This window comes from Natrialba asiatica DSM 12278 (assembly GCF_000337555.1).
In the GTDB taxonomy this organism is placed as follows: Archaea; Halobacteriota; Halobacteria; order Halobacteriales; family Natrialbaceae; genus Natrialba; species Natrialba asiatica.
Map to the genome: position 1 here is coordinate 26,974 of NZ_AOIO01000029.1, position 18,799 is coordinate 45,772.

General features: G+C 50.7%; 18 protein-coding genes. 5 read left to right on the top strand and 13 right to left on the bottom strand.

Annotation, left to right across the window (positions count from 1 at the left end; genetic code table 11):
- Positions 1-11 precede the first annotated feature (11 nt).
- From C481_RS10860 to C481_RS10895, 10 genes are all read right to left on the bottom strand, one after another.
- On the bottom strand, positions 12-665 hold the full coding sequence (locus C481_RS10860; RefSeq protein ID WP_006109251.1) for a lipoate--protein ligase family protein: 654 nt from the start codon (positions 663-665) through the stop codon (positions 12-14).
- A gap of 31 nt (positions 666-696) precedes the next feature.
- Positions 697-1,089, bottom strand: a complete 393-nt coding sequence (locus tag C481_RS10865) for a hypothetical protein (RefSeq protein WP_006109252.1) — start codon at positions 1,087-1,089, stop codon at positions 697-699.
- Between the two features lie 6 nt (positions 1,090-1,095).
- The gene (locus tag C481_RS10870) at positions 1,096-2,604 is read right to left on the bottom strand and encodes a phage portal family protein (protein ID WP_006109253.1); all 1,509 of its coding nucleotides are present in this window, start codon (positions 2,602-2,604) and stop codon (positions 1,096-1,098) included.
- A gap of 21 nt (positions 2,605-2,625) precedes the next feature.
- Positions 2,626-4,167 (bottom strand): hypothetical protein, encoded by a 1,542-nt coding sequence (locus C481_RS10875; RefSeq protein WP_006109254.1) that lies wholly within the window; start codon positions 4,165-4,167, stop codon positions 2,626-2,628.
- A 40-nt stretch (positions 4,168-4,207) separates the two neighbouring features.
- Positions 4,208-4,648, bottom strand: a complete 441-nt coding sequence (locus C481_RS10880) for a hypothetical protein (protein ID WP_006109255.1) — start codon at positions 4,646-4,648, stop codon at positions 4,208-4,210.
- A gap of 163 nt (positions 4,649-4,811) precedes the next feature.
- Positions 4,812-5,129 carry a hypothetical protein gene (locus C481_RS21720; protein WP_152422174.1) on the bottom strand — a complete coding sequence of 106 codons (318 nt, stop codon included), beginning with the start codon at positions 5,127-5,129 and terminating at the stop codon, positions 4,812-4,814.
- A complete protein-coding gene (locus tag C481_RS21950; protein ID WP_161605630.1) occupies positions 5,126-5,275 on the bottom strand; it encodes a hypothetical protein in 150 nt (49 codons plus the stop codon). Before C481_RS21950 ends, C481_RS21720 begins: the two co-directional genes overlap by 4 nt.
- Positions 5,276-5,286: 11 nt before the next feature.
- Positions 5,287-5,589 carry a hypothetical protein gene (locus tag C481_RS10885; protein ID WP_006109256.1) on the bottom strand — a complete coding sequence of 101 codons (303 nt, stop codon included), beginning with the start codon at positions 5,587-5,589 and terminating at the stop codon, positions 5,287-5,289.
- 22 nt (positions 5,590-5,611) lie between these two features.
- Entirely contained in the window at positions 5,612-5,770 is a 159-nt protein-coding gene (locus C481_RS10890; RefSeq protein ID WP_206537177.1) for a hypothetical protein, read from the bottom strand.
- A gap of 773 nt (positions 5,771-6,543) precedes the next feature.
- The gene (locus C481_RS10895) at positions 6,544-10,686 is read right to left on the bottom strand and encodes an Eco57I restriction-modification methylase domain-containing protein (RefSeq protein ID WP_152422175.1); all 4,143 of its coding nucleotides are present in this window, start codon (positions 10,684-10,686) and stop codon (positions 6,544-6,546) included.
- Positions 10,687-12,701: 2,015 nt separating this feature from the next.
- On the opposite strand from C481_RS10895, the gene C481_RS10900 reads away from it, so the two are divergent.
- Complete coding sequence (locus C481_RS10900; RefSeq protein WP_152422176.1) at positions 12,702-12,995, top strand: MarR family transcriptional regulator; 294 nt, start codon at positions 12,702-12,704, stop codon at positions 12,993-12,995.
- 47 nt (positions 12,996-13,042) lie between these two features.
- Here the strand turns inward: C481_RS10900 and C481_RS10905 are convergent, their stop codons facing one another.
- Positions 13,043-13,249 (bottom strand): hypothetical protein, encoded by a 207-nt coding sequence (locus C481_RS10905; RefSeq protein ID WP_006109260.1) that lies wholly within the window; start codon positions 13,247-13,249, stop codon positions 13,043-13,045.
- Positions 13,250-13,650: 401 nt separating this feature from the next.
- Here C481_RS10905 and C481_RS10915 point away from each other — a divergent pair, with 401 nt between their 5' ends.
- The 3 genes from C481_RS10915 (at position 13,651) to C481_RS10925 (ending at position 15,983) form a co-directional block, all read left to right on the top strand.
- Entirely contained in the window at positions 13,651-14,712 is a 1,062-nt protein-coding gene (locus C481_RS10915) for a hypothetical protein (RefSeq protein ID WP_152422177.1), read from the top strand.
- A gap of 31 nt (positions 14,713-14,743) precedes the next feature.
- Positions 14,744-15,241, top strand: a complete 498-nt coding sequence (locus C481_RS10920; protein WP_006109263.1) for a hypothetical protein — start codon at positions 14,744-14,746, stop codon at positions 15,239-15,241.
- Between the two features lie 208 nt (positions 15,242-15,449).
- Positions 15,450-15,983, top strand: coding sequence for a hypothetical protein (locus C481_RS10925; RefSeq protein ID WP_006109264.1), 534 nt, complete (start codon positions 15,450-15,452; stop codon positions 15,981-15,983).
- Positions 15,984-15,986: 3 nt separating this feature from the next.
- Here C481_RS10925 and C481_RS10930 read toward each other — a convergent pair whose 3' ends face one another.
- Positions 15,987-16,481 (bottom strand): winged helix-turn-helix domain-containing protein, encoded by a 495-nt coding sequence (locus C481_RS10930; RefSeq protein ID WP_006109265.1) that lies wholly within the window; start codon positions 16,479-16,481, stop codon positions 15,987-15,989.
- 296 nt (positions 16,482-16,777) lie between these two features.
- On the opposite strand from C481_RS10930, the gene C481_RS10935 reads away from it, so the two are divergent.
- Positions 16,778-17,173 (top strand): hypothetical protein, encoded by a 396-nt coding sequence (locus C481_RS10935; protein ID WP_006109266.1) that lies wholly within the window; start codon positions 16,778-16,780, stop codon positions 17,171-17,173.
- 1 nt (position 17,174) lies between these two features.
- On the opposite strand, the gene C481_RS10940 is transcribed toward C481_RS10935, so the two are convergent.
- Positions 17,175-18,173, bottom strand: a complete 999-nt coding sequence (locus tag C481_RS10940) for a tyrosine-type recombinase/integrase (protein WP_152422178.1) — start codon at positions 18,171-18,173, stop codon at positions 17,175-17,177.
- Between the last annotated feature and the right edge of the window lie 626 nt (positions 18,174-18,799).

An 18,799-nucleotide genomic window follows, 5' to 3' on the forward strand; every position in this document is an offset into this window, starting at 1 on the left:
ACTATCGAGAGCTACAATCTGAACAGTTCGTCATCGCTCGTCATCTCGGCGATAAGTTCTTCTTGACGTACCCACACGTTGTCAGGGATCTCTTCTTCAGTATGATCAATTTCGAGTGTATCTACGATCCCATTCCTCACATCGTTAACCAGTGAATCATCTATCTCATCAATAGTGCCAATCCGTTCTTCAACGGTGTCTACGAGTTTCCCGTCGAACTTGGAGTCAGGCAATCGGATGTGCTCGTACATGGGCAGTTCGATTCCTCCGTTGATGAACATACCAGCGAGTCCTCCTCCGTATGCAAATCCTGCAACCTTACGCCCGTCTATGACGATATCATTGCCCTGCTGACTATTCTGATCGAGATAGGCATCGTATCCGTGATCACGAAGCACATCTCGCAGCGTAGCAAAGACATCCTTCAGATCACTGAACGAGTAGCCATCACCTAGTATGAAGCCTACTGTCGGAGATGCATCTGCAAGCACAGATGCCTTCGTTGCCTTGAGATGTTTTCCTCTAACAACAGGGTATCCGCTTTCTCGAGCACTCTCGATATCAAGAAACTTAGACTCCGTCGAGTCAGGGAGATAGTAGTGTGGCTCCGTCGTCTGACAAATAAACAGAAACCCGTCGTACGTCTCATCCAGTGCACACCACATCGGAGCGCAATCAATACCGGGGCCTTCGTATCTAAATACTCTCATAATCAAACGGTTGGATGTACCTCTGGTGTCCTGCTGGTAGAGAGGTAGTGCGATTCTTGATATAGTCGTAGAGTGTGGTGTCATCCACAGAAACCTCCTTGATGTCAATCCCGTACCCCTCCTGGATCTGCGACTGTATGTCGTCTACTACATCTGGCAACAGGGTTCCTGGCTCCATCCGAAATCCCTCGACAACAGCTTCACCCTCTGTCAGCTTTTCAGCGTTGTAGTCTTCAAGGTCGATCTCGCTATCGAGTGCCCAGAGTTCGTCACAACTATGTGGATCTCTGGCTAGCTTAACACCGTATGTTTTGGGTGGAGCAAACTGCTCATGTGGTTCGCGAGTATACAATACATACGTCAGATCCTTAGTAGTCATAACGGATTAGTCCTCGAGAGATACCTTCGATCTATTATCTCCAGTCTCGACTGAGTCTGGAGTGGCCGGTTTGTCGTACAGATCCTTTAGCTCAGACTCGACAGCCTGTTCAGTCTCGCTCTTAACATTGTCAGTGCCATTCTGATTGGACTCGTCTCGATCCGGGAGTCCAAGCATATCTCTGAGTTCGTCAACACTCACAACCTCCTGTGGCTCTCCAGCGGTCGCAGTGTTGATTCCCTGTGCAAATTCCTGGAAATCGCCGATGGAGAAGTCGTCCCGCTCAAGGGGGCTCTCGTCGTGACTCTCTTCAATCTTCAGACGGATGCTATTGACGTCAGATTCAGCGTAACCGAGTTCCTCGGCCTTCCGACGGAGAACAGGTTCGAAGGTGGTTGAAAGTCGCCGTCGTTCCATCTGTACAGTCCGCTCGTACTGTGGTGACTGCTCGGAGGTAACGTCGCGATTGACATTATCCGTGAATCCAAGTTTGTACTTGGGGACAGGCATCGCAGAGAGAATCTCCTCGACGTACCAGTCGAGAATCTCCTGGATCTCGGGCACATCGCTCGAGATCGTCTCTACCTTGACATCGCCTGGAACGAAGTCCTTCTGTCCGACTTCCCATTCTCCGTCTTTGTGGGAGTCTCGATAGTTCTTAATCTCCTCCTCGGGCCAGATTCCGGCTCGAGGATTCGTGATGTCTCCGTTGGGCTCACCGAGCTTGAAGATCCAATGGGGATAGCCCTTGCTCCTCACTGCTTCCGAGAAATCACCTAACATCTGGTAGAGTTCGTCGATCTCTTTAGAGACGGGTGCGATCGACGAGTTGCCAAAAATCTCGCTTGTGTCTGGATCCTGAACGAGTTTGACGACATCGTTTTGAGACAAAAAGACGGTATCCTTGTCGTCGAATGGGCCAGTGAGAGCACCATTAGCCCACTGTCCATATGCAGCTGCCTCGCCTCTATGGCTAAGATTGATGCCGTCGAGTTCAGTATCGTCAGGTCGGATCAGCACGGCCTGATTCTCGTAGGTATAGGCTTGCACAGTGGAGGGGTTGAGAAGCCGGAAACCCCAGATTTCGTCCTCACTCTCGGCCTTGGGGACGACTTCGACGAGTGCTGTCCCACGAACCTCCTGCTGCACAATCGAACCATCGAGGATTTCGGAGAAGTCTCGATGACTCTCCCCAGCAATGATGCCAGATTGAGAGAGCCAACTCTCGAGTTCCTTTGCGAGCTCATCGTTGTCAGCATCGACGCGGTAACCCGGCTCCGTGACATCCTCAGCGTACTGGCGGATCGGAACGCGAACAAGTGGACACGTCTGATATTGCTCCCAGTATCTCTCGAGATCACCCTTGTTGGGTCGGATCGATCCAACATCCGCCCCAAGACTGTACAGCGCGTACTCTCCACGTCGATTCTCTGTCTGGACGTCTGGATCCCCGTGACTGAGTAGGGACTCAGCGACACCCCTTGATGCGCTCGAAATCCGATCTCGAAGGTTCATATATGCGACAAAACTGCAGATTCAGTAGCTGTACAATCCATATCCTGCTTCCTCGTGGGCTCTTTCCGTTCGTAGCGCCCAACACGCAAGCGCCATTGCGTCCACAAGATCGGGGGATCGTCCCATCGACGATGTCTTCTTTAATTCCTTCTTCGACGTCGCGTTCCACGCCTGTGACGATCGTGTCGACTTCTCCGTGAGCTCGATATGTCTTGAGGCAGATCGCAACTCAGACGCAAGGTCGGACTGTGGCTCGATCGCACCACTCTCAAGCCATTTGTCGATTGCACAAAGCGCCTCAGTACGCTTGTTGTGGTACTTGTGAGGCTCTATAGCATTCTCCGAACTCTTGAACCGCGTAACGTTGTATGAGCGATTGAGTTCATCTGCAATACCTGATCCTTCACCGACAGCGTCGACGATAACTGGCGTCCGATTATCTTGGATGTTCTGCTCGATAAGGCGCTTATTGACAGAGTGATCCCCTGGACTCTCGACATTCTCGAGGACGTCGACTCGAGAGGGGGTGATGCCGACTACAACTGTCCGGTCGCCCCCTCCCCGCGCTATGTCGACGCCGATTGCATCGTAGTCGGGCGTGTAGTGGGGATTGATCCCGTCCCAGCGATCCTCTGCACGGGCTACACCCTCAGGATAGAACGGGCGGACAGACTGTGCACCATCTGGCGGGAGAACGCCTAGCCGTCGTCTATAAAAGCGCTCGTCGTATCCCGACTCCTCGACGTAAGGGATCCCAGTATCAGGATCCGTTTTAATCATCTCGAGCGACTCCTCGACGCCAGGGAATCCCTTGTTCGGATGCCAGGCGTCGAAGTCCGCCACCACTTGGTCGAGGTCGACTAATCCAGGGATTGGTTTCCCCTCAATCATTCCTGCCTCGAGTTGAACATTGTGACTCTCGAATGACGAGAAGTGGATCACTTCCCATCTATCGCTCTCCATTATCTCGTAGAAGCTGTTGGATTCGTCGTATGGTGGATTCCCAATGGCGATGCACCGATCGCGACTATCCGTCACACTCGAGAGGGCACTATCGAAATGTTGGGCAGAGAGATCCGGCTTGTCGCACTCATCTAAAATGCAAAGCACCCTTTCAGCGTGTCTCCCCTCTAGATTCTCAGGGTACCGACCTGAGATAGCTTTCCAATATCGCTCGGCGTTATCCTCGAACTCGAGACGGGGAGGAGAGTGCTTCATCTTTCCTGGAAGAGGAAAACCCCTGTTTCGAGCACGCTCGAGAAGCGATCGCATCGATTTAAAAACCGTCTCCTCAAGGATCTGGTAAGATCCAGACGTCATAATCCCGATCGCGTTCGGGTTAGTGTAGATCCAGGCTAGGTTAAGGATGGCAACTGTGTACGATTTACCGGCTCCATTGGCCCCTATGACAGCGACATACCTATCCTGGGTGACGGCCCGGAGGAGCTTCTTCTGTACCTCCGCTAGATCGACCCCAAGGATGTCGTCTGCGAACCGAACATAGCGATCTTCGCCAGAAATATACGGGTCGAGAGGATGGCTACTCGCCTCTTCAGCAGACATTTGCGACGATGAAAACTGCAGAAATTAGCCTAGAACAGAGCTATTCGTTGTCAGATGCATCCTTTGCATTGGAAATCCGCTCCATCCAACCGGACTCCATTGCGTCAGCCTTGCGCGTCTCGGGGTTCTGCTCGAGTAACCCCAATTTCTCGAGTTCCTGGGTAGTATCACGCATCAACCGAGAATAGGCCTTGTTGGCCCGATCTGCAGCTTCGTCTCCACTCTGGACGAGATCTTCCTCCAAAATGTACTCGTTAGCTCGCGATCGCTTGACAGCATCGACTGCTGCGTTTCGGATCGCCTCTCGTTCATAGGCACCGACAGTGCCATCGATTCGATTCATCAAGTCGGTACTGATGTCGATCACGAGTTTCTTCTCGTTGTCCGACAGACGCTGGAAGAGCTTCGATCGATCAGAATACAGTCCATGTTTCTCGGCATTCCCGTTGTTCTCGGGTGCTCCACCATTATTCTCAGTCATTTGTATTAAAACTCCCACTATTTGCCTATATGTGCCCGATCGACGTGGTTATAGAGCAATTCTACGTTCTCGAACAGGCTCTCGCAAAAGGGACACTGTTCGAAGGGATCGGCGTCGACGTCGTCTTGCTTCATCAGAAATACGGTGTATAAGAGCTAGAGCACTACTCAGACTGGATCTTAGTTCGCTTCGTCCGGGGGTGAAGCCCGTCGATCTCTCCATCACAATCTCCACAGACGGAGACAAGATTTCGATTCTCATCTTCTCCAGATGGATCGATCTTGTGCACTATGAGATCTCCATCAGCATCACAACGAACACAGGCATTGTCATCGCGTTCAAGAACGGCTTCTTCGAGATCCGAGTACTCAGGCCCGCCCTGACTACCCTCCTCTTCAACAGCGTCACAGTAGCGCTGATGAGCAGGCAGTCCTTGCTCCTTGAACGCCTCTCCACAATACTCACATTCGACGTCGCTCACTCCTCACCACCCTCGGCTTCCTTTTTCTCTTCATGAGCTCGAAGGAGGAGTAATCCCACCCCATAGACGAAGATCGAGAAGAGGAGAATGATACGGCCGATTCCTTTGATTTCCCAGTACCGTTCCGTCTCGACAATCGACTCCATAAATCTATGAATCATACTTCAGGTGCAAGTCCAAGCTGTGTGTTCGTCTCGACGCTGACGACATCGTCCACTCCCTCATCGAAGACAGCTTCGAGTTCTGCAGAGTTCAGATCAACTTTTGTTGCGACATACGACGCGTCACTCTCGTCGAGATGGTCGACATCGTCAGCGATTGATCGAGCAGTCACCTCGACGATCGCGAGCTCGATCTCGTCGTATGAGTCGAATTCACTGAGTCGCACCGGGACAGTAACAGTATAGGTATTGATCTCGAAGCTGTCCAGTGGCGAGTCCTCAGTCTCGTTAGTCTGCATATGCGACGGCTCCGAACCAGTATCAGTTGTCGATTACAGCCGTCTGCTTGCCCTCCTGGGCGAGTTTCATCTCGTACTGGTAGACATCAGCCAGGAGCTGATCAATCAGTGTGTGATAGATATCTGCGTCTTCTCGAGCAATTCCGATGATCGTCACTTCGGCGTCGACATCAAACTCCACCTGTGTGTTCGGGAGTTCCACCGCGCTGTAGAAAATCTCTCTTGACACTCGACGATCGTCGCCGAGAACAATAGAAAACACAATTTCTGGATCAGAGCAAATCACTAGTTCGTGTATTCATATACATTCTCGATTAACATAAGACTTTACCACTCTGTGGATAAAATAAACTTAGAGCTTGGGTGGCCTGTTTGGCTCCAGGCAACAATATTAAGTTACTAGGTGAATTAGAATACAATATATCGGTGTCTCATCCTCGGAACTCGAGGATATCAACTCTGTCTTCCAACGTCGCACTGTCGCAATCATAGTACGCCCACAGATGCCGAAAGCCCCCTCATCCATCGGGTGTCGGGACAGCGGACACAGTCGGAGTAGGGAATTATCCTGAAATACTGGTGATAGTAGCTCTCTAACGAGGGTTCGGCTCGTTTGATAACGGGGATCGACATTCTATCTTGAACGTCGATCGACGGACGATGTGGTACGTAAGGGTCGTGGATCCCAATTGGACGAGTTTGCAGCTGTACAGGACGAAACAGAGTTATTGAAAAATCGATTGTTAGCTTTAGACATGAGCGTGATCTACCTCCAGATTAATCGAATCGAAGCGATCTCCAAGGAGATCGTCGACTCTTTGACTCGCGCTCTTCTGCTGGCGCAGAAGAACGCTCGTCGGAACCGCAGACGAGATGGGTGCTGTGGTGGAGTGGACAGCCCCTGTAACAGAAAAACTCGTTTAGAACGATCTATCTGATTTTATAGTAAGTATTCTATTCAAATTCTGGTTCAATTGGTTGGGTAGTCTCAAATTGATTGTTATATCTCCTAATCATCTCTCGATGTTCATCCAATTCAATGTCAAATAGATCATATACAATACCATCAATTTCCGACTCGAGATCGGCAATACTCGTACATTCTATCATCTCCTGATCGTTTACCAATTCATCAAGAGCATCTTCAGCAACACAATCTGTTAGTGGGATAGGAACTGAAACAGAGTTATTAGAATTGAGTTCAGTCCCGCTAAGTGCTTCTTTGACGTATTTCGCTTTTGCTCTGTTGTCAATAATGCCATCATCGATCACTCCATCATCTAGTACGATACTATACTCATCTGAAAGATCAGTTTGTACCACTGGATCAGCCGTATATGATGAAGATGGGGTATACGAAATAGTAGTGAACTCTCGGCCTTCCTCACGAGCTGCTGCTATGTACGGATCTGGGAACTGTGGTATTTTGATCTTGAGATCTTTTAGATGGAGTATGTCTTCTACAAGGCTCTCGAGCTCTGCTTCTTCCTCCCCTGATGGGCGAATCACTGGCCATTGTGAAGTATGATCCTCTATGTACCGATAGGCCTTGCCAGCATGTACTCTTGAGTGTTGTTTGTGATAGAATTCAGTAAGTGCTGAATTGAGGACACCTGCGATAACATATCGATCCTCCTCTGGGAGGAGGATTGCATAGACACTAACGTTGTGAGGTGCCATGATCCCGCTATCATCGAAACTGAGTTTATTATACTGAACGAGATCACCTGTCAATATCTTCGGCTTCGGTAATATTTCAATATTTTTCCTATACATAAACCGATACCACCAGAGGCTTTCTTCTAAGTCATCAACCCTTTCTGGATTCTCATTCAGTATATTAGATAACTCTTGATAATCATTAGAATCTAAAGTCGTATTTTTTAATTTGTCCTCGTCAACAATGTCGAATTTTATAGCTAATTCCTCATGAATTTCTTGACGCTCACCTGATTCTTCAGATAATGTTTCCAGAACGTTTATGTCTGTGAAATAATCCCATGTATGTGGATACTTCTCTGCCAATGATGTAGGTTCAATCAACTCTGCCTTTTGCTCCCCTTGGATATATGGTATAAATACTAATCGATTACTCCAATTTGGTAACCATCGATCGGCATCTTCTCCGGTAATGTCAATTTTAAGTAGATCTGTCTCGACCGTATATGTCCTATCTATATTCTTTGGAGATATTGTTAATTGATTTAATTCATGGAGCTTCTCTTTTGCAATACCTATGGTGGGTTCAACGACATATACTCCATCACCACTTGTTTGTACTCCAACTCGAACATTATCGCCGACTAAGTTTGGTGCTGCCTCTGGTTCGTTATTCCTGATAACCAATTTATCACCTAATCGCATCTCCATCTTAGACTCAATGCGATCAATTAATTCGTATTCGCTAGGTGGCGATACTGGCCAGATGTCTGCCAGTGGCAGATGTCGAGTTAACGGTATTCTCCCTTGTTGACTTTCGAATGTTTCGCTGTATTCTTCAGTTGCGACTCTGTCTTCTCGAACCCAGACACGATCTTGGAACCGAGACGAGTCAATAGTGAAGAAGTCAATTGTATCGGTTGGCTCTCGTGAACGGATTTTCTCGACAAGGTTGGAAATATTGCCGTCCCAATCACGAACCCTCGTAGCTGAGATCTCGTGTTGGTTTGTGAAGGAGCCATCTTCGATGAAGGACTCCCAGTCATCATTGTCGAATGCCTTCTCAACTGTGATATGACTCGAATAGTTTGTTGCATCGTCAAATAATTGGTAATCAGTAAAGTCAATAATCTCCTTGATGTTATTTTTCGCGAGAAGCCCGCGTATTTCCTTTCCGCCTTGGTTTGTAAGGTATCGATTAGATACAAGAAAACCAAGAGTGCCCCCTTCGCGCAGCATCCCTAACCCGCGTTCCATAAACTGGAGATACGGATCTGTTTCTTTCCAAGCTGAGAGATAGAGCCGTTTCATCCTCCAATCGTGTTCGTCGTCAAGCTGTTGGCTTTGTTTGGCGACCCAAGGTGGATTTCCGACAACGTAGTCATATGGCATTTCGTTCTTGAGAACCGCTCCAAGTACAACGTCCTCAATCAATTTGAGTAGACGCCCGTCGTTATACTCTTCTCTGAGTTCACGTACTGTTTCAAGGAACTTGTTTGCTGTATCGTAGAAGACACTGGAAATTTGATCGACATTATGGACACGATCAAAATAATCGTAGAAGAATGGTGCGAGATCAGCCTGTTCAATCGAGTATTCTTCATCTTCTGCATAATCCTTGACAGCGTCAAAGACTGCGCAAAGGGCAGTAAAGTAATCACCTCGTTCTCCAACTTCGTTTCCAGTCCGCTCTTGGACATGGCTAAATGTTGGAAACTCAAAATCCATTGGTTCGAACTCACTGTCACTTCGGACAGGGAGTTTCATCGTGAATTCAACAACATCATCAGCATAGTTCGTCTCTAGTGTCGCATTCCCTGCTGGTGCTTGTGACTCGTCAACTAATGAGTCTGTTCGGAATATCGGGAGTCGATGTAGCACGAGATTTGGTTCCATCTCGATTGCTTTCTTATACTCCTCAAGAATCTCGAGCATAAACCGAATCTGAGCAAGTACAACTGCAAATGGGTGAATATCAAGGCCGACAATGTGTCCTCCATTACAGAGATCCTGTAGTTCACTGGGGAGTTCTTCGTCCTCAACCCCATCAAGATACGTGTCGAGGGCCGACATTAGGAATGTACCTGAACCACAGGCCGGATCAATGAGCCGACGATATTGCGCATCTTCATCATAACCCGTTGAATCGATAATATATTCGCATAAGCTCGGTGGGGTATAGAATTCACCGAGCGTCCGTCGTGTCGTTGGATCAAAATATTGTTGGTAGAGTTCACCTAGAGGGTCCCCTTGGACAGTAGAGAAATCGAACCGAGACATCGTGATGGTGAACTCAACAAGGCTCAATCCGAAGTTTTCGATTTCAGACGGCCAATCTTCCTCCACGATTTCTCGAGAGGACATCCCTTCTAACTCTTCTGCTGGCTGAGTCCACCAATAGTAGATGTCCTGTTCGAATACTGATTCAACAAGTTCATTCCTCATTTGGCCCATTAGGCTATGTCCTGCACGTATATGAGCAATTGGTGGGATATTCCCCCGGAAATTGATTGTCTCCTCTTTAATGTGCTCAGAGATACTCACATTGGGAAAATCATAGTCCTCACAAGCCTTAGCTAGCATCAACCGTCCGAGGAAGGATTGGACTGTCTCGACGGCAAACATCACTTTGTATTTATTCGAGGCGCTACCTGCAATCTCCCGCCACGGTTTGGGCAAATCATACCAACCAGGGCCAGAACTAGAATCAGAATCTGATTTTGAGGAGTAGTATTCCAGCCAGAACTCGTATGCATCTCTTGGGAAAGTGTCTTCATCTGTCGGTGAATAATCCTGTTCCAAATAGTACTCGAGAAGTTCGTACGTCTGTTCAAGCATCTCATAGAACAGCGTGCCCTTCTCTAATCGGAAGGTGTCAAGGAACTCTTTTTGCCCCACCCTTTCGCCATCGACTAATTCACCGACAGACACTGGATCAGAAGTCTCAAAGTACGAGTCGACTTCCTCGGTTGTCGTGAAACTGTAATTTGGTTTCGATAGACGCTCAAGTTCTACGATTTCCTCATCAGAGGCGTTATCCAGTCGGGTTCGGTATTTTCGCTGACATCGGTTTCGATTTCCGCGTTCGTAAAGGATGAGTTCCTTACCATCAGTAAGAATCCCAAAATTAGCGCTAAGTGGAACAACGTACTGCTCCCAGAGTTGATCTTGATGACTCGCTAAGTCTTCATCACGAGATGGTTTCTTGAACTCGACTACGAATATTACATTTCCGTATTTGTCTTTCGCAAAATAATCGGGCCGATCTCCACCAACAATATGGTTTTCTGAACGGACATCAAGTGGTATTCCTTCATAACCTAATTCCCGAAAGAAATTATTGTCTGTAAAGACATCTGTTACTTCACTTTCTTCTAGATCAATTTGCTGTTGTACACGCTCGTAGATATTCGTCAGAGTCTCCCCTAGAGATGGCATATAGGGGGACTCGTGTAGGTTTACTTCAAAGTTGCTCTGTCGGCGTCAAATCGATAGTGGTAGGGAATAGAATTCTACCACCACTGATGGGACTTATCGATTAAGACGGGTCCTGCTAGCCGTCAATAGAGTGGGTTTGGTTTAGATTTTGGTTGACACAGAGAGTGAGGGGAGGGGGTTTCCAGGCCAGTGTAGGCCAGACAGATGCCACCCCAGTCGTTGACAAGTGGACGCCAGCCGTCAATATTGATAGTCCAGCAGAGTCGCATAACAACTCTGCGACATCAAAGTTACCCCACAGTTAGAACAAGATTGGGAGCGTGGGGTAACTTGGACAGGACGGTATCGATGTCGCCCTAGATCGGCCAGCGAACAGCTAGTAATTTTCGACAACTGTCGAATCTGAACAGCCGGCAGTCAGTCATCGATTGGGAGTAGACTACGTCGATCGCCGAGGCCATAGGGGTGGAATTGTTCTCGAGTGAGTGATCGTTGCTGTCGGGAGGGTAACAGTCGGGCCGAACGACGACGTCGCCAGCTGTCGTTGTTGTATACGACGGAATCCACAGTCATCCACTACTGGCCGTGCTCCACTACGACGGTTCGTTCTCTACTACGACGATACAGCCCTCCACTACCACTCATCCCTCTCTGCTGTCAAGGCTGTTCGATCTCGTACAGAGATGGAACAGCCGTCCAATATGGAACAGACAACTATCCAGTCCAACACTACAACTGTCTTGTTCAACACTACCGCTGTACCGTAGTACTACCAATACCACTCTACCACTGTGTCAACCCCAATCCGAACGGAATGGGGACTAATTAGGAACCTAATATGGCCCCATCCCCTGTAGTCCCCTTCCCCGCTGTGAGCTCACAGAGGATGGTTGTCCTCAAGTGTCGCCAGATGGGGATCCCCTGGCTGAGGGAATCGATTAGTAGCTAGCAAGCTATGAGAGGCAACAGGAGGCAGCTGAGCGCAATCCAGTGGCTTCCGAATGGTTTCCATCATCCTTTCCAAACAAATCGCTCTGCTAGCCTTCTATGGCGTCTCAGTCCATCACTCTCTGATTTGTTTCCCTAGTTAGAAATTAACCTCAATCAAATCTCTTCTCTAGGACTATATTAGTCTATTGACGACGTTTTTCTTTCTCGACGACCAAAACCATTCAGGATGGATTGCGGACGCTCTCAACGACTGTGAGCGCTCTCAGAATTGATCAGAGTTACCATCTGCTGCTCAATCACTCAACTCCAAGGTGAGTAGCCAGAGTCCAAACAGATATGGCCGGATAGATTTCGACGGCTGTCGAAACCACACCCTGGTGTGCGTATTGTATTGTTAGAACAATACAGAATATTTGATCTCAACAGTTACCCCACAGTTAGAGAAGATTGGAACCGTGGGGTAACGCTGGAGCAGCGCCAATTCGCCGACTGACGGCCTGCAGTCGTCTAGGTGACATCGATCACCATTTCGGGGCACGAATCTGGGTGTCAGGCCGGACGATCCCCACTCTACTCGTGACTGACGCGATCCCCAGTCGAGATCCGGCCAGCCGGATCCCCAACGAGCTCGACGTCGTCGAATTGGAGTCGACCAGTCGGGCGTCCTGTACCCTCCAGCGGTGAACTCAATTCAGACGGATGATGTTGCTTGGCCCTCCGGAGGGGCCTATCCTGTCTGCGGTAATGGAGCGTTCGTCTGTCATCGACAGACGGGCGCGACGCCTGGTGGAATGGAAGGGCGAGGCCCGCTCGAGTTCTCTCGGTGGGCCCTATCGCGCGCGGTTTGCGCGATATCCCAGCGAGAGGGCTCGTACGGAGCCGAGGGCTTCCGGAGTGTTGTACTCTGCTGCAAATCCAATCGTACCACTGTCGATGTCTCTCCCTATGGGGATACCTCCACTCCCTCCACTACCAGTACTATTACCACGTCCACCCATGCAGTGCAACACACAGAGAGAGCACTCACCCTCACACCCAAGGGGGATCACCGTGTTGGGTGGCACATGTCCATCGTAGAGTCAGTCCTTGTAGTACTCCACGAGCACCGAGGTGAGTTGCTAACGACATCGGAGATCTCAGGGCAGATTGATAACGACGTCGACGATGACGTGGATCTCGAGGATGTCCTCGCTCAACTCGAGGATCGACAGCTCGTCGAGCAGGGTGAGGGATCCACATGGACGATTGCTGGGGATCCCGACCGACTCCGACGTGTGTACGACTCCCTCCGGACAACGGAGCTCTTCAACGAGCTCTACGGCGCGGAGGATCGCGACGAGTGGGTGTCGACTGAGTAGCCATTGTCGGCGCCGACAGAGCGTCCTCGAGCTGGCGACATGTCCAGTCAGCAGATGTCGATGCCCAAGCGGGATCTCTCGGCGCCGAGTAGACGTCTGGATCCCACGTCGTCCTCGAATACTCGTTCGCCGGCCTCGACCACGACTGGGATCCCTAACGTCGGCATCGACTGTGCGTCGTCATCATCGATCACGGCCAGATCCCCGACGACGTCCTCGAGTGATCTCACATTCGTGATCGGCGTCGACGTCATCCCCGCCGAGCGCTCTATTCGCTCCCGAGACTGCCTTTACCCTCTGGGATCGGACGTCTGCTACGTTGTTTTAGACAACGGATCTTATACACGATCGTGAATAAAATTGCACACCCCTCAGACGCCCGATTCCGATTTGCATTTATATACCGTCTCAGCATGCACACTTCTCCGTCGCTCCTTTAAGTACCCGCTACGACTACTGATTGAGTGAAGAGGGGAAGAGACGAGATGTCGCAAATGACTGTACCACAGATCCCACCAGAAGCGATCAACGCTCACACGAGGGTGAGCTCGGATCGGCGTGAGCGTGCCCTCGAGGATGGAGATATCATCTCGGACGACACGGATCCCGTTCAGAGCACGACTCTCGGCTCTAAAAAGGAAGTAACGGCCCTCGGTTGGATCGGCTGGCGGTAATCTCCACCCGAGCACTCACTGTCGCAATTATGTCTGCCACGATGCAACAACAGAGTCGTACGTCTGTCGAGACGAACGACACTATCGAGATCAAGGAGGGTGCATTTACTGTCCCGGACTCGATCCGTGACGAAGGGTGTTGGATCTGCTTCCGACTTGAGGAGCGCACGGACGGAAAAACAGCCAAAGTCCCGAAAAATCCACGAATGCCAGTTAAGATGCACAACTGCGATCCCACGGATCCCGACAACGGCGTCACCTTCGAGGGAGCGATGGATGCCGTTGACGTCTCTCAGATGGAGCTCGGTGACGACGGACTCGATGGAGTCGGGCTCCAGCTGGACGGGACGCCTCTCGTCGGGATTGATCTGGACGATGTCGTCCACGACGAAGAGATCGATGAGTGGGCCTGGAGACTCATCGACGACTTCGGGAGCTACTCTGAGATCTCTCCCTCAGGGACTGGTGTCCACGTCCTCGTCGAGGGTGGGCTCGACGGCAAACTCGGCCACAAAAACGACAATCTCGGGATCGAGATGTACGAGCACGAGCGCTATCTTACCTTTACCGGACGACACATCTCTGGCACTCCTGAGACGATCGAGGAGGCACCTGAGGGCCTGATTGGTGCCCACCAGCGCAAGCACATCGGGGAGTCGTCGAGTGCGACTGACGACGATGTAGGTAACTCTGACAACACAGTCGGCATCGACGACGACAGGACTGACGTCACCCACTTGGATCTCACCGACCGCGAGTGCGAAATCGTGGAGGCTGGGTGCCGTTACGATGATGATTTTGCGCTCCTTTTTGAGGAGGGATCGACTGCCTGGGACTCGGTAAAGTGGAGCCACGATCGATCTCGAGCTGATGCCTCGCTCGCCTCCAAGATCGCTTGGTGGGGGCAGGAGGCGGACATGATCGACTTTGAACTCGATCGGGCGGAGATCGAGCACATCTTTTTGGCAAGCGATCTCGCTAATCGCCGAAAAGTAAAGGAGCGCCCCGGCTACGTTCGCCGGACGATCAGCGCCGTCATTTAGGGCACGACTGAGTTCGTCGCTATTGTCGCAAATGTCTGAAAAAGAAAACGGTAGAATCGGACTGGAAAGACTGCGACAGATCGCTCTTGTTGATGAGCATCGAGCATTCCTCAAGCGGATCGGGGACAAGACATTCCGTATCCGACATATACGCGAGGACAAGGGGACTGTGTGGACGCTCTCTAACGCCGGACTCCTTGAGGAAGCTCCGATCGACACCGGCCCTGTCAAAGACTATCAAATCTCTCAACGTGGGGAAGAGATCCTCGACGCAATCGATGACGACCGCTACCCCGCCATCCCTGACGAGGATCTGGTTTTTGCGGTTGAGCGCAACTGGGATACGATCATGACGATCGGATACCGAGTCGAGTCGTTTAGTGCGTCTAATTTTGGGCTGCACGGTAGCAGCATCCGATCTCTCCGCGATGCCGGACTCATAGAGCGCGTGGAGGAGCGCCCTCGTGAGGGGAATCTCTGGAAGTGCACCGATACGACGCTCGATATCCTAGAGGTGATCGAGGAGTGACGATCCACATCTACTGGATGATCTTGGCTGTCGGACTGCTGGCTACCATCCACCCTGGACTGGGCGCGTTTGCCGTTGGTGCATCCATCTCCTCTGTGTTAACCCAGAGTCGGCGCTGACTCTGGGCCTCTTCCATTGTCGCATGGCTGTTAGATCTGACAGCAAAACTGTTGAATCGCCTACTGATGATTCCGATTGGACTCGTGGGTTGGTCGGCGCGGACTCCATCTCGATCGAGCTCACCGATGAGGAGATGGAGGATGTCGAGGAGATCGCACGTGCTCGCAACCAGAGTTATGCTGACGGACGGACGGCAGACACAAACTACACTCCCGAGAGCGGGGAGAATGTCCACGTCACCGGCATCAAGGCCGAGATAGCGCTCTCTATCCTCTACGAGGAGGCCGAGGTAGATCGGAGCGTCTCTGCACTCGGAGACAACGGAGTCGACGCGCAGCTCCGAATCGGCAATGAGATGCTCGATGTCGATGTTAAAGCCACTACGTACGACAATGGTTGGCTGTTAATCAAGCAGGGATATGATCATGAGGAGGCAGACGCTTTCGTCGTGGCGGTCGTCGACGGTGCGACTGTCGAGTTCCGCGGTTGGATGCGAAATAGTGCCGTTCTCCGAGACGAGAATCTCGAGGAGTCTCCCACAAACGGTGCAACACACTCCAACTACACGATCCGTGATAACGATCGGTACGTGAGGATGCCTGAGCCGGATATAGAGCGATAGATTCTATACCACATCTTCCGCCTGATCCAGCGCAAGTGCGACTTTCGCAAAGCTTAGATTCCGACGAGTTGTCTTCCACTGCAGAATAGCCTCCTCATCAGCATCTGTCTCATCCCAAGAGATATCCTCAGGCTCATCGAGGCCGGTTTTCTCTCTGTATTCCCCAATCTCGTTCTGCATTTCCTGTACCTTCGTGAGGAGTGCATCCGAGTCTGTATTCTCGAGTATATCTGTTGCCTGCTCGAAGGTGAGCGACTCCCACGACCGAGAATACAACGTCGCTTGGCTATCAGCGCCAGTTTCTGTCTCGACAAACCCATCCTCAGCGAGATTCTCGAGGTGGGTTCGTGCTGTGTTCTCATCAACGAGAGCACGATCCGCGATCTCTCCTACAGTTTTTCCGTTGTACGTCCTACTAACAACGGACTTCACCCGCTGGAAGGTGGACGTCTCCGCCTCCCACTCGTCTTTGACGGTATCGTTGATATCTCCTGACATCACATTAGGACACTACTGGCTGATACCGGATAACTATGATTGATGGTGAGAGCAGCGCCCGCTAACTGATCTGTGGTGGTCGGTGGATATGGTAACGAGGGTGGTGTGCCTCTGACAGATCCGCGTCGGATTTTGTGTCGCACCAGGGAAGTGACTTTTGATTTCTCAGATAGCTCCTTATGAAATATTATGATAAATGGCCCATATGCGATGGTATATTTATTTCTACCTATAACAAAATAGATCTACCATTTGAAAAAGAACTTTTATCGAGAGAGTGCAGAATTGAAGGTGGTATGAGCAACAATACCGAGAGAACAGATGTCGCTATAACCAATGAGGCAAAGTTACGAGAGATATACAAATTAGTCTCTAGTAACATCAATGATATCCATAATATCCGGATGTCTTTGAGACGGATAAACCGACTCGGTGACGAGTCGAGTACGGGCTCGGATGTTGATCTCGATCCATTACGAACGTACGTCAATGAAGAGGGGCCAGATGTCCTTGGTGAACCAGACACGCTAAACTACCTCTTGGAGGAGTGTGGGGTCGATCCGGATGACTTAGAGAATATTAACTATATTATAGAAGAGAACAAACGACTGGAAAATGAAATCATCAGACTCAGATCCAGATTAGCTGATATTATGGAGACTCAGGTCGACGAGTCTACCGATTCCGACTAGATCACAGATTGGACATATATCCACGCCTCTTCTCCATCTTCTCTTTCTCTGTCATCTCATTGTAGTGTTTGTCGAGGACATCCCCACTGACGTCTGCTCGGTCGGATACTACTTCCTTCGGCACATCAGATCGGATCATGTGGGTGATTGATCCACGACGGAGCGCGTGGGGACTGACTGCATCATCACATTCGTGAATTTTGGCATATTCGTGCTCGTCAGTGTCACAGGAGCATTCTTTTCCTCGTGTCTGAGGAGCTGTCGCACAGTAGGCTTGCTTGCGGATGTTGCTTTTACTGACACGCCCATAGTCTGTTCCGATAAGTGGAGTCCGCCCGAAGTCGTCTGTCTTTTCTGGATGGGTGTGTTCAATCCAGTCCTCTAAGACGTGGCATGTTTCTTGCCTGATCGCGACATATCGCTCTCCGCCTGACTTGTTCTTAAGCGGTGTCCCGTACTCGGCGCGATGAGTGACTTGGATATATCCCTCTTCAAGGTCGACATCATCGATATCGAGCGAGCGGAGGGCCCCAGTCCGCATCGCAGTCCGCCACATAAGTAAGAAGATTACGTGTCGAATGCTCGCATACTCAAAGCGCTCGAGATAGGTGAGGATCTCCTCTGCTTCGTCAACCTTGATCATCACAGAACGAGCGTTTTCTCCTTTGTCTAACTCCGGTACATCCACTTTCTCGTAGAGATCGGGCTCAACAGCGTCGATTGTCTCGCAAAAGCGGAGTAGCTGCTTGATGGTACTGAGCTGCGTCCGGACACTGACGCGGTTGAGATCCCCGTCGCGTTTGCGCCAAAGGCGGAACTGGTGTAGCTTCCGACCGGTGAGATTATTGAGATTCTCTATTCCCTGCTCGTCGCACCAGCGAAGGAAGTGGTTCAGTCGCATCCGATGAGCGCGCTTGGTTGACTCCGCGAGCTCATCTTCGCGGTGATGATGGTACATCTGGACTGCTGTTTCTGGTTCGAGTGGCTCTAATTTCGACATCAGTGTGTCTCCAGATGCCAGCAACAGTGTACACGGGCGCGCGGAGGAGGCTGCACTTAACGGGGACAGGATTTGTGGTCGGCATTGACTGCACCCACTATGTCTCGCGGGAGAGCGATGACGGTCGCGTGTTATCCTAGCGGATCCTACGGATCCGCGGATTGCACGGCGCCACCGCGCCGTGACGCAATCGCGCCCGGCCCGCTTTTGCTCCGAGCAATCACGCGAGGAGCAACGCGGCTAGCGTGGTTTAAATCGCAGGGAGGTCGCGCGCAGCGGAGCGAGCACGTCCGACCGTGTGTTCAAATCGCGCCCGGCCCGCTTTCGTGACGAACAGTATTGACTTCTGTCCGACAGTATGAGCAGGTACTTGCCGCTCGTGTCGGATCTGTCTCTTCCTCACCCGTCGAGTGGTGCGTCTCATCACGCAGTGGCACCGATATTACTGGTAACAGGCACTAGTGGCGTTCCAACGCTGAACTGATGAGTGAAATCGAGATCGGTCGCCGGTTTCACCATCAGTCGACGGTTGGAACGATACTAGGGGAAGCGTCTGTGATGCACGGCAGATGAACTCCGGAACCCCTGTTCCGAACTCGAGTTCAAAAAATCGAGCGACCTGTCAA

What these genes read in the sequence shown, in the direction of transcription:
- C481_RS10880 (WP_006109255.1), bottom strand. Translation starts at nt 4,648, where the DNA reads ATGACTGAGAATAATGGTGGAGCACCCGAGAACAACGGGAATGCCGAG.
- C481_RS10875 (WP_006109254.1), bottom strand. Translation starts at nt 4,167, where the DNA reads ATGTCTGCTGAAGAGGCGAGTAGCCATCCTCTCGACCCGTATATTTCT.
- C481_RS10865 (WP_006109252.1), bottom strand. Translation starts at nt 1,089, where the DNA reads ATGACTACTAAGGATCTGACGTATGTATTGTATACTCGCGAACCACAT.
- C481_RS10905 (WP_006109260.1), bottom strand. Translation starts at nt 13,249, where the DNA reads ATGACGTCGACGCCGATCACGAATGTGAGATCACTCGAGGACGTCGTC.
- C481_RS10930 (WP_006109265.1), bottom strand. Translation starts at nt 16,481, where the DNA reads ATGTCAGGAGATATCAACGATACCGTCAAAGACGAGTGGGAGGCGGAG.
- C481_RS10940 (WP_152422178.1), bottom strand. Translation starts at nt 18,173, where the DNA reads ATGTCGAAATTAGAGCCACTCGAACCAGAAACAGCAGTCCAGATGTAC.
- C481_RS10935 (WP_006109266.1), top strand. Translation starts at nt 16,778, where the DNA reads ATGAGCAACAATACCGAGAGAACAGATGTCGCTATAACCAATGAGGCA.
- C481_RS10870 (WP_006109253.1), bottom strand. Translation starts at nt 2,604, where the DNA reads ATGAACCTTCGAGATCGGATTTCGAGCGCATCAAGGGGTGTCGCTGAG.
- C481_RS10885 (WP_006109256.1), bottom strand. Translation starts at nt 5,589, where the DNA reads ATGCAGACTAACGAGACTGAGGACTCGCCACTGGACAGCTTCGAGATC.
- C481_RS21950 (WP_161605630.1), bottom strand. Translation starts at nt 5,275, where the DNA reads ATGGAGTCGATTGTCGAGACGGAACGGTACTGGGAAATCAAAGGAATC.
- C481_RS10895 (WP_152422175.1), bottom strand. Translation starts at nt 10,686, where the DNA reads ATGCCATCTCTAGGGGAGACTCTGACGAATATCTACGAGCGTGTACAA.
- C481_RS10920 (WP_006109263.1), top strand. Translation starts at nt 14,744, where the DNA reads ATGTCTGAAAAAGAAAACGGTAGAATCGGACTGGAAAGACTGCGACAG.
- C481_RS10900 (WP_152422176.1), top strand. Translation starts at nt 12,702, where the DNA reads ATGTCCATCGTAGAGTCAGTCCTTGTAGTACTCCACGAGCACCGAGGT.
- C481_RS10860 (WP_006109251.1), bottom strand. Translation starts at nt 665, where the DNA reads ATGTGGTGTGCACTGGATGAGACGTACGACGGGTTTCTGTTTATTTGT.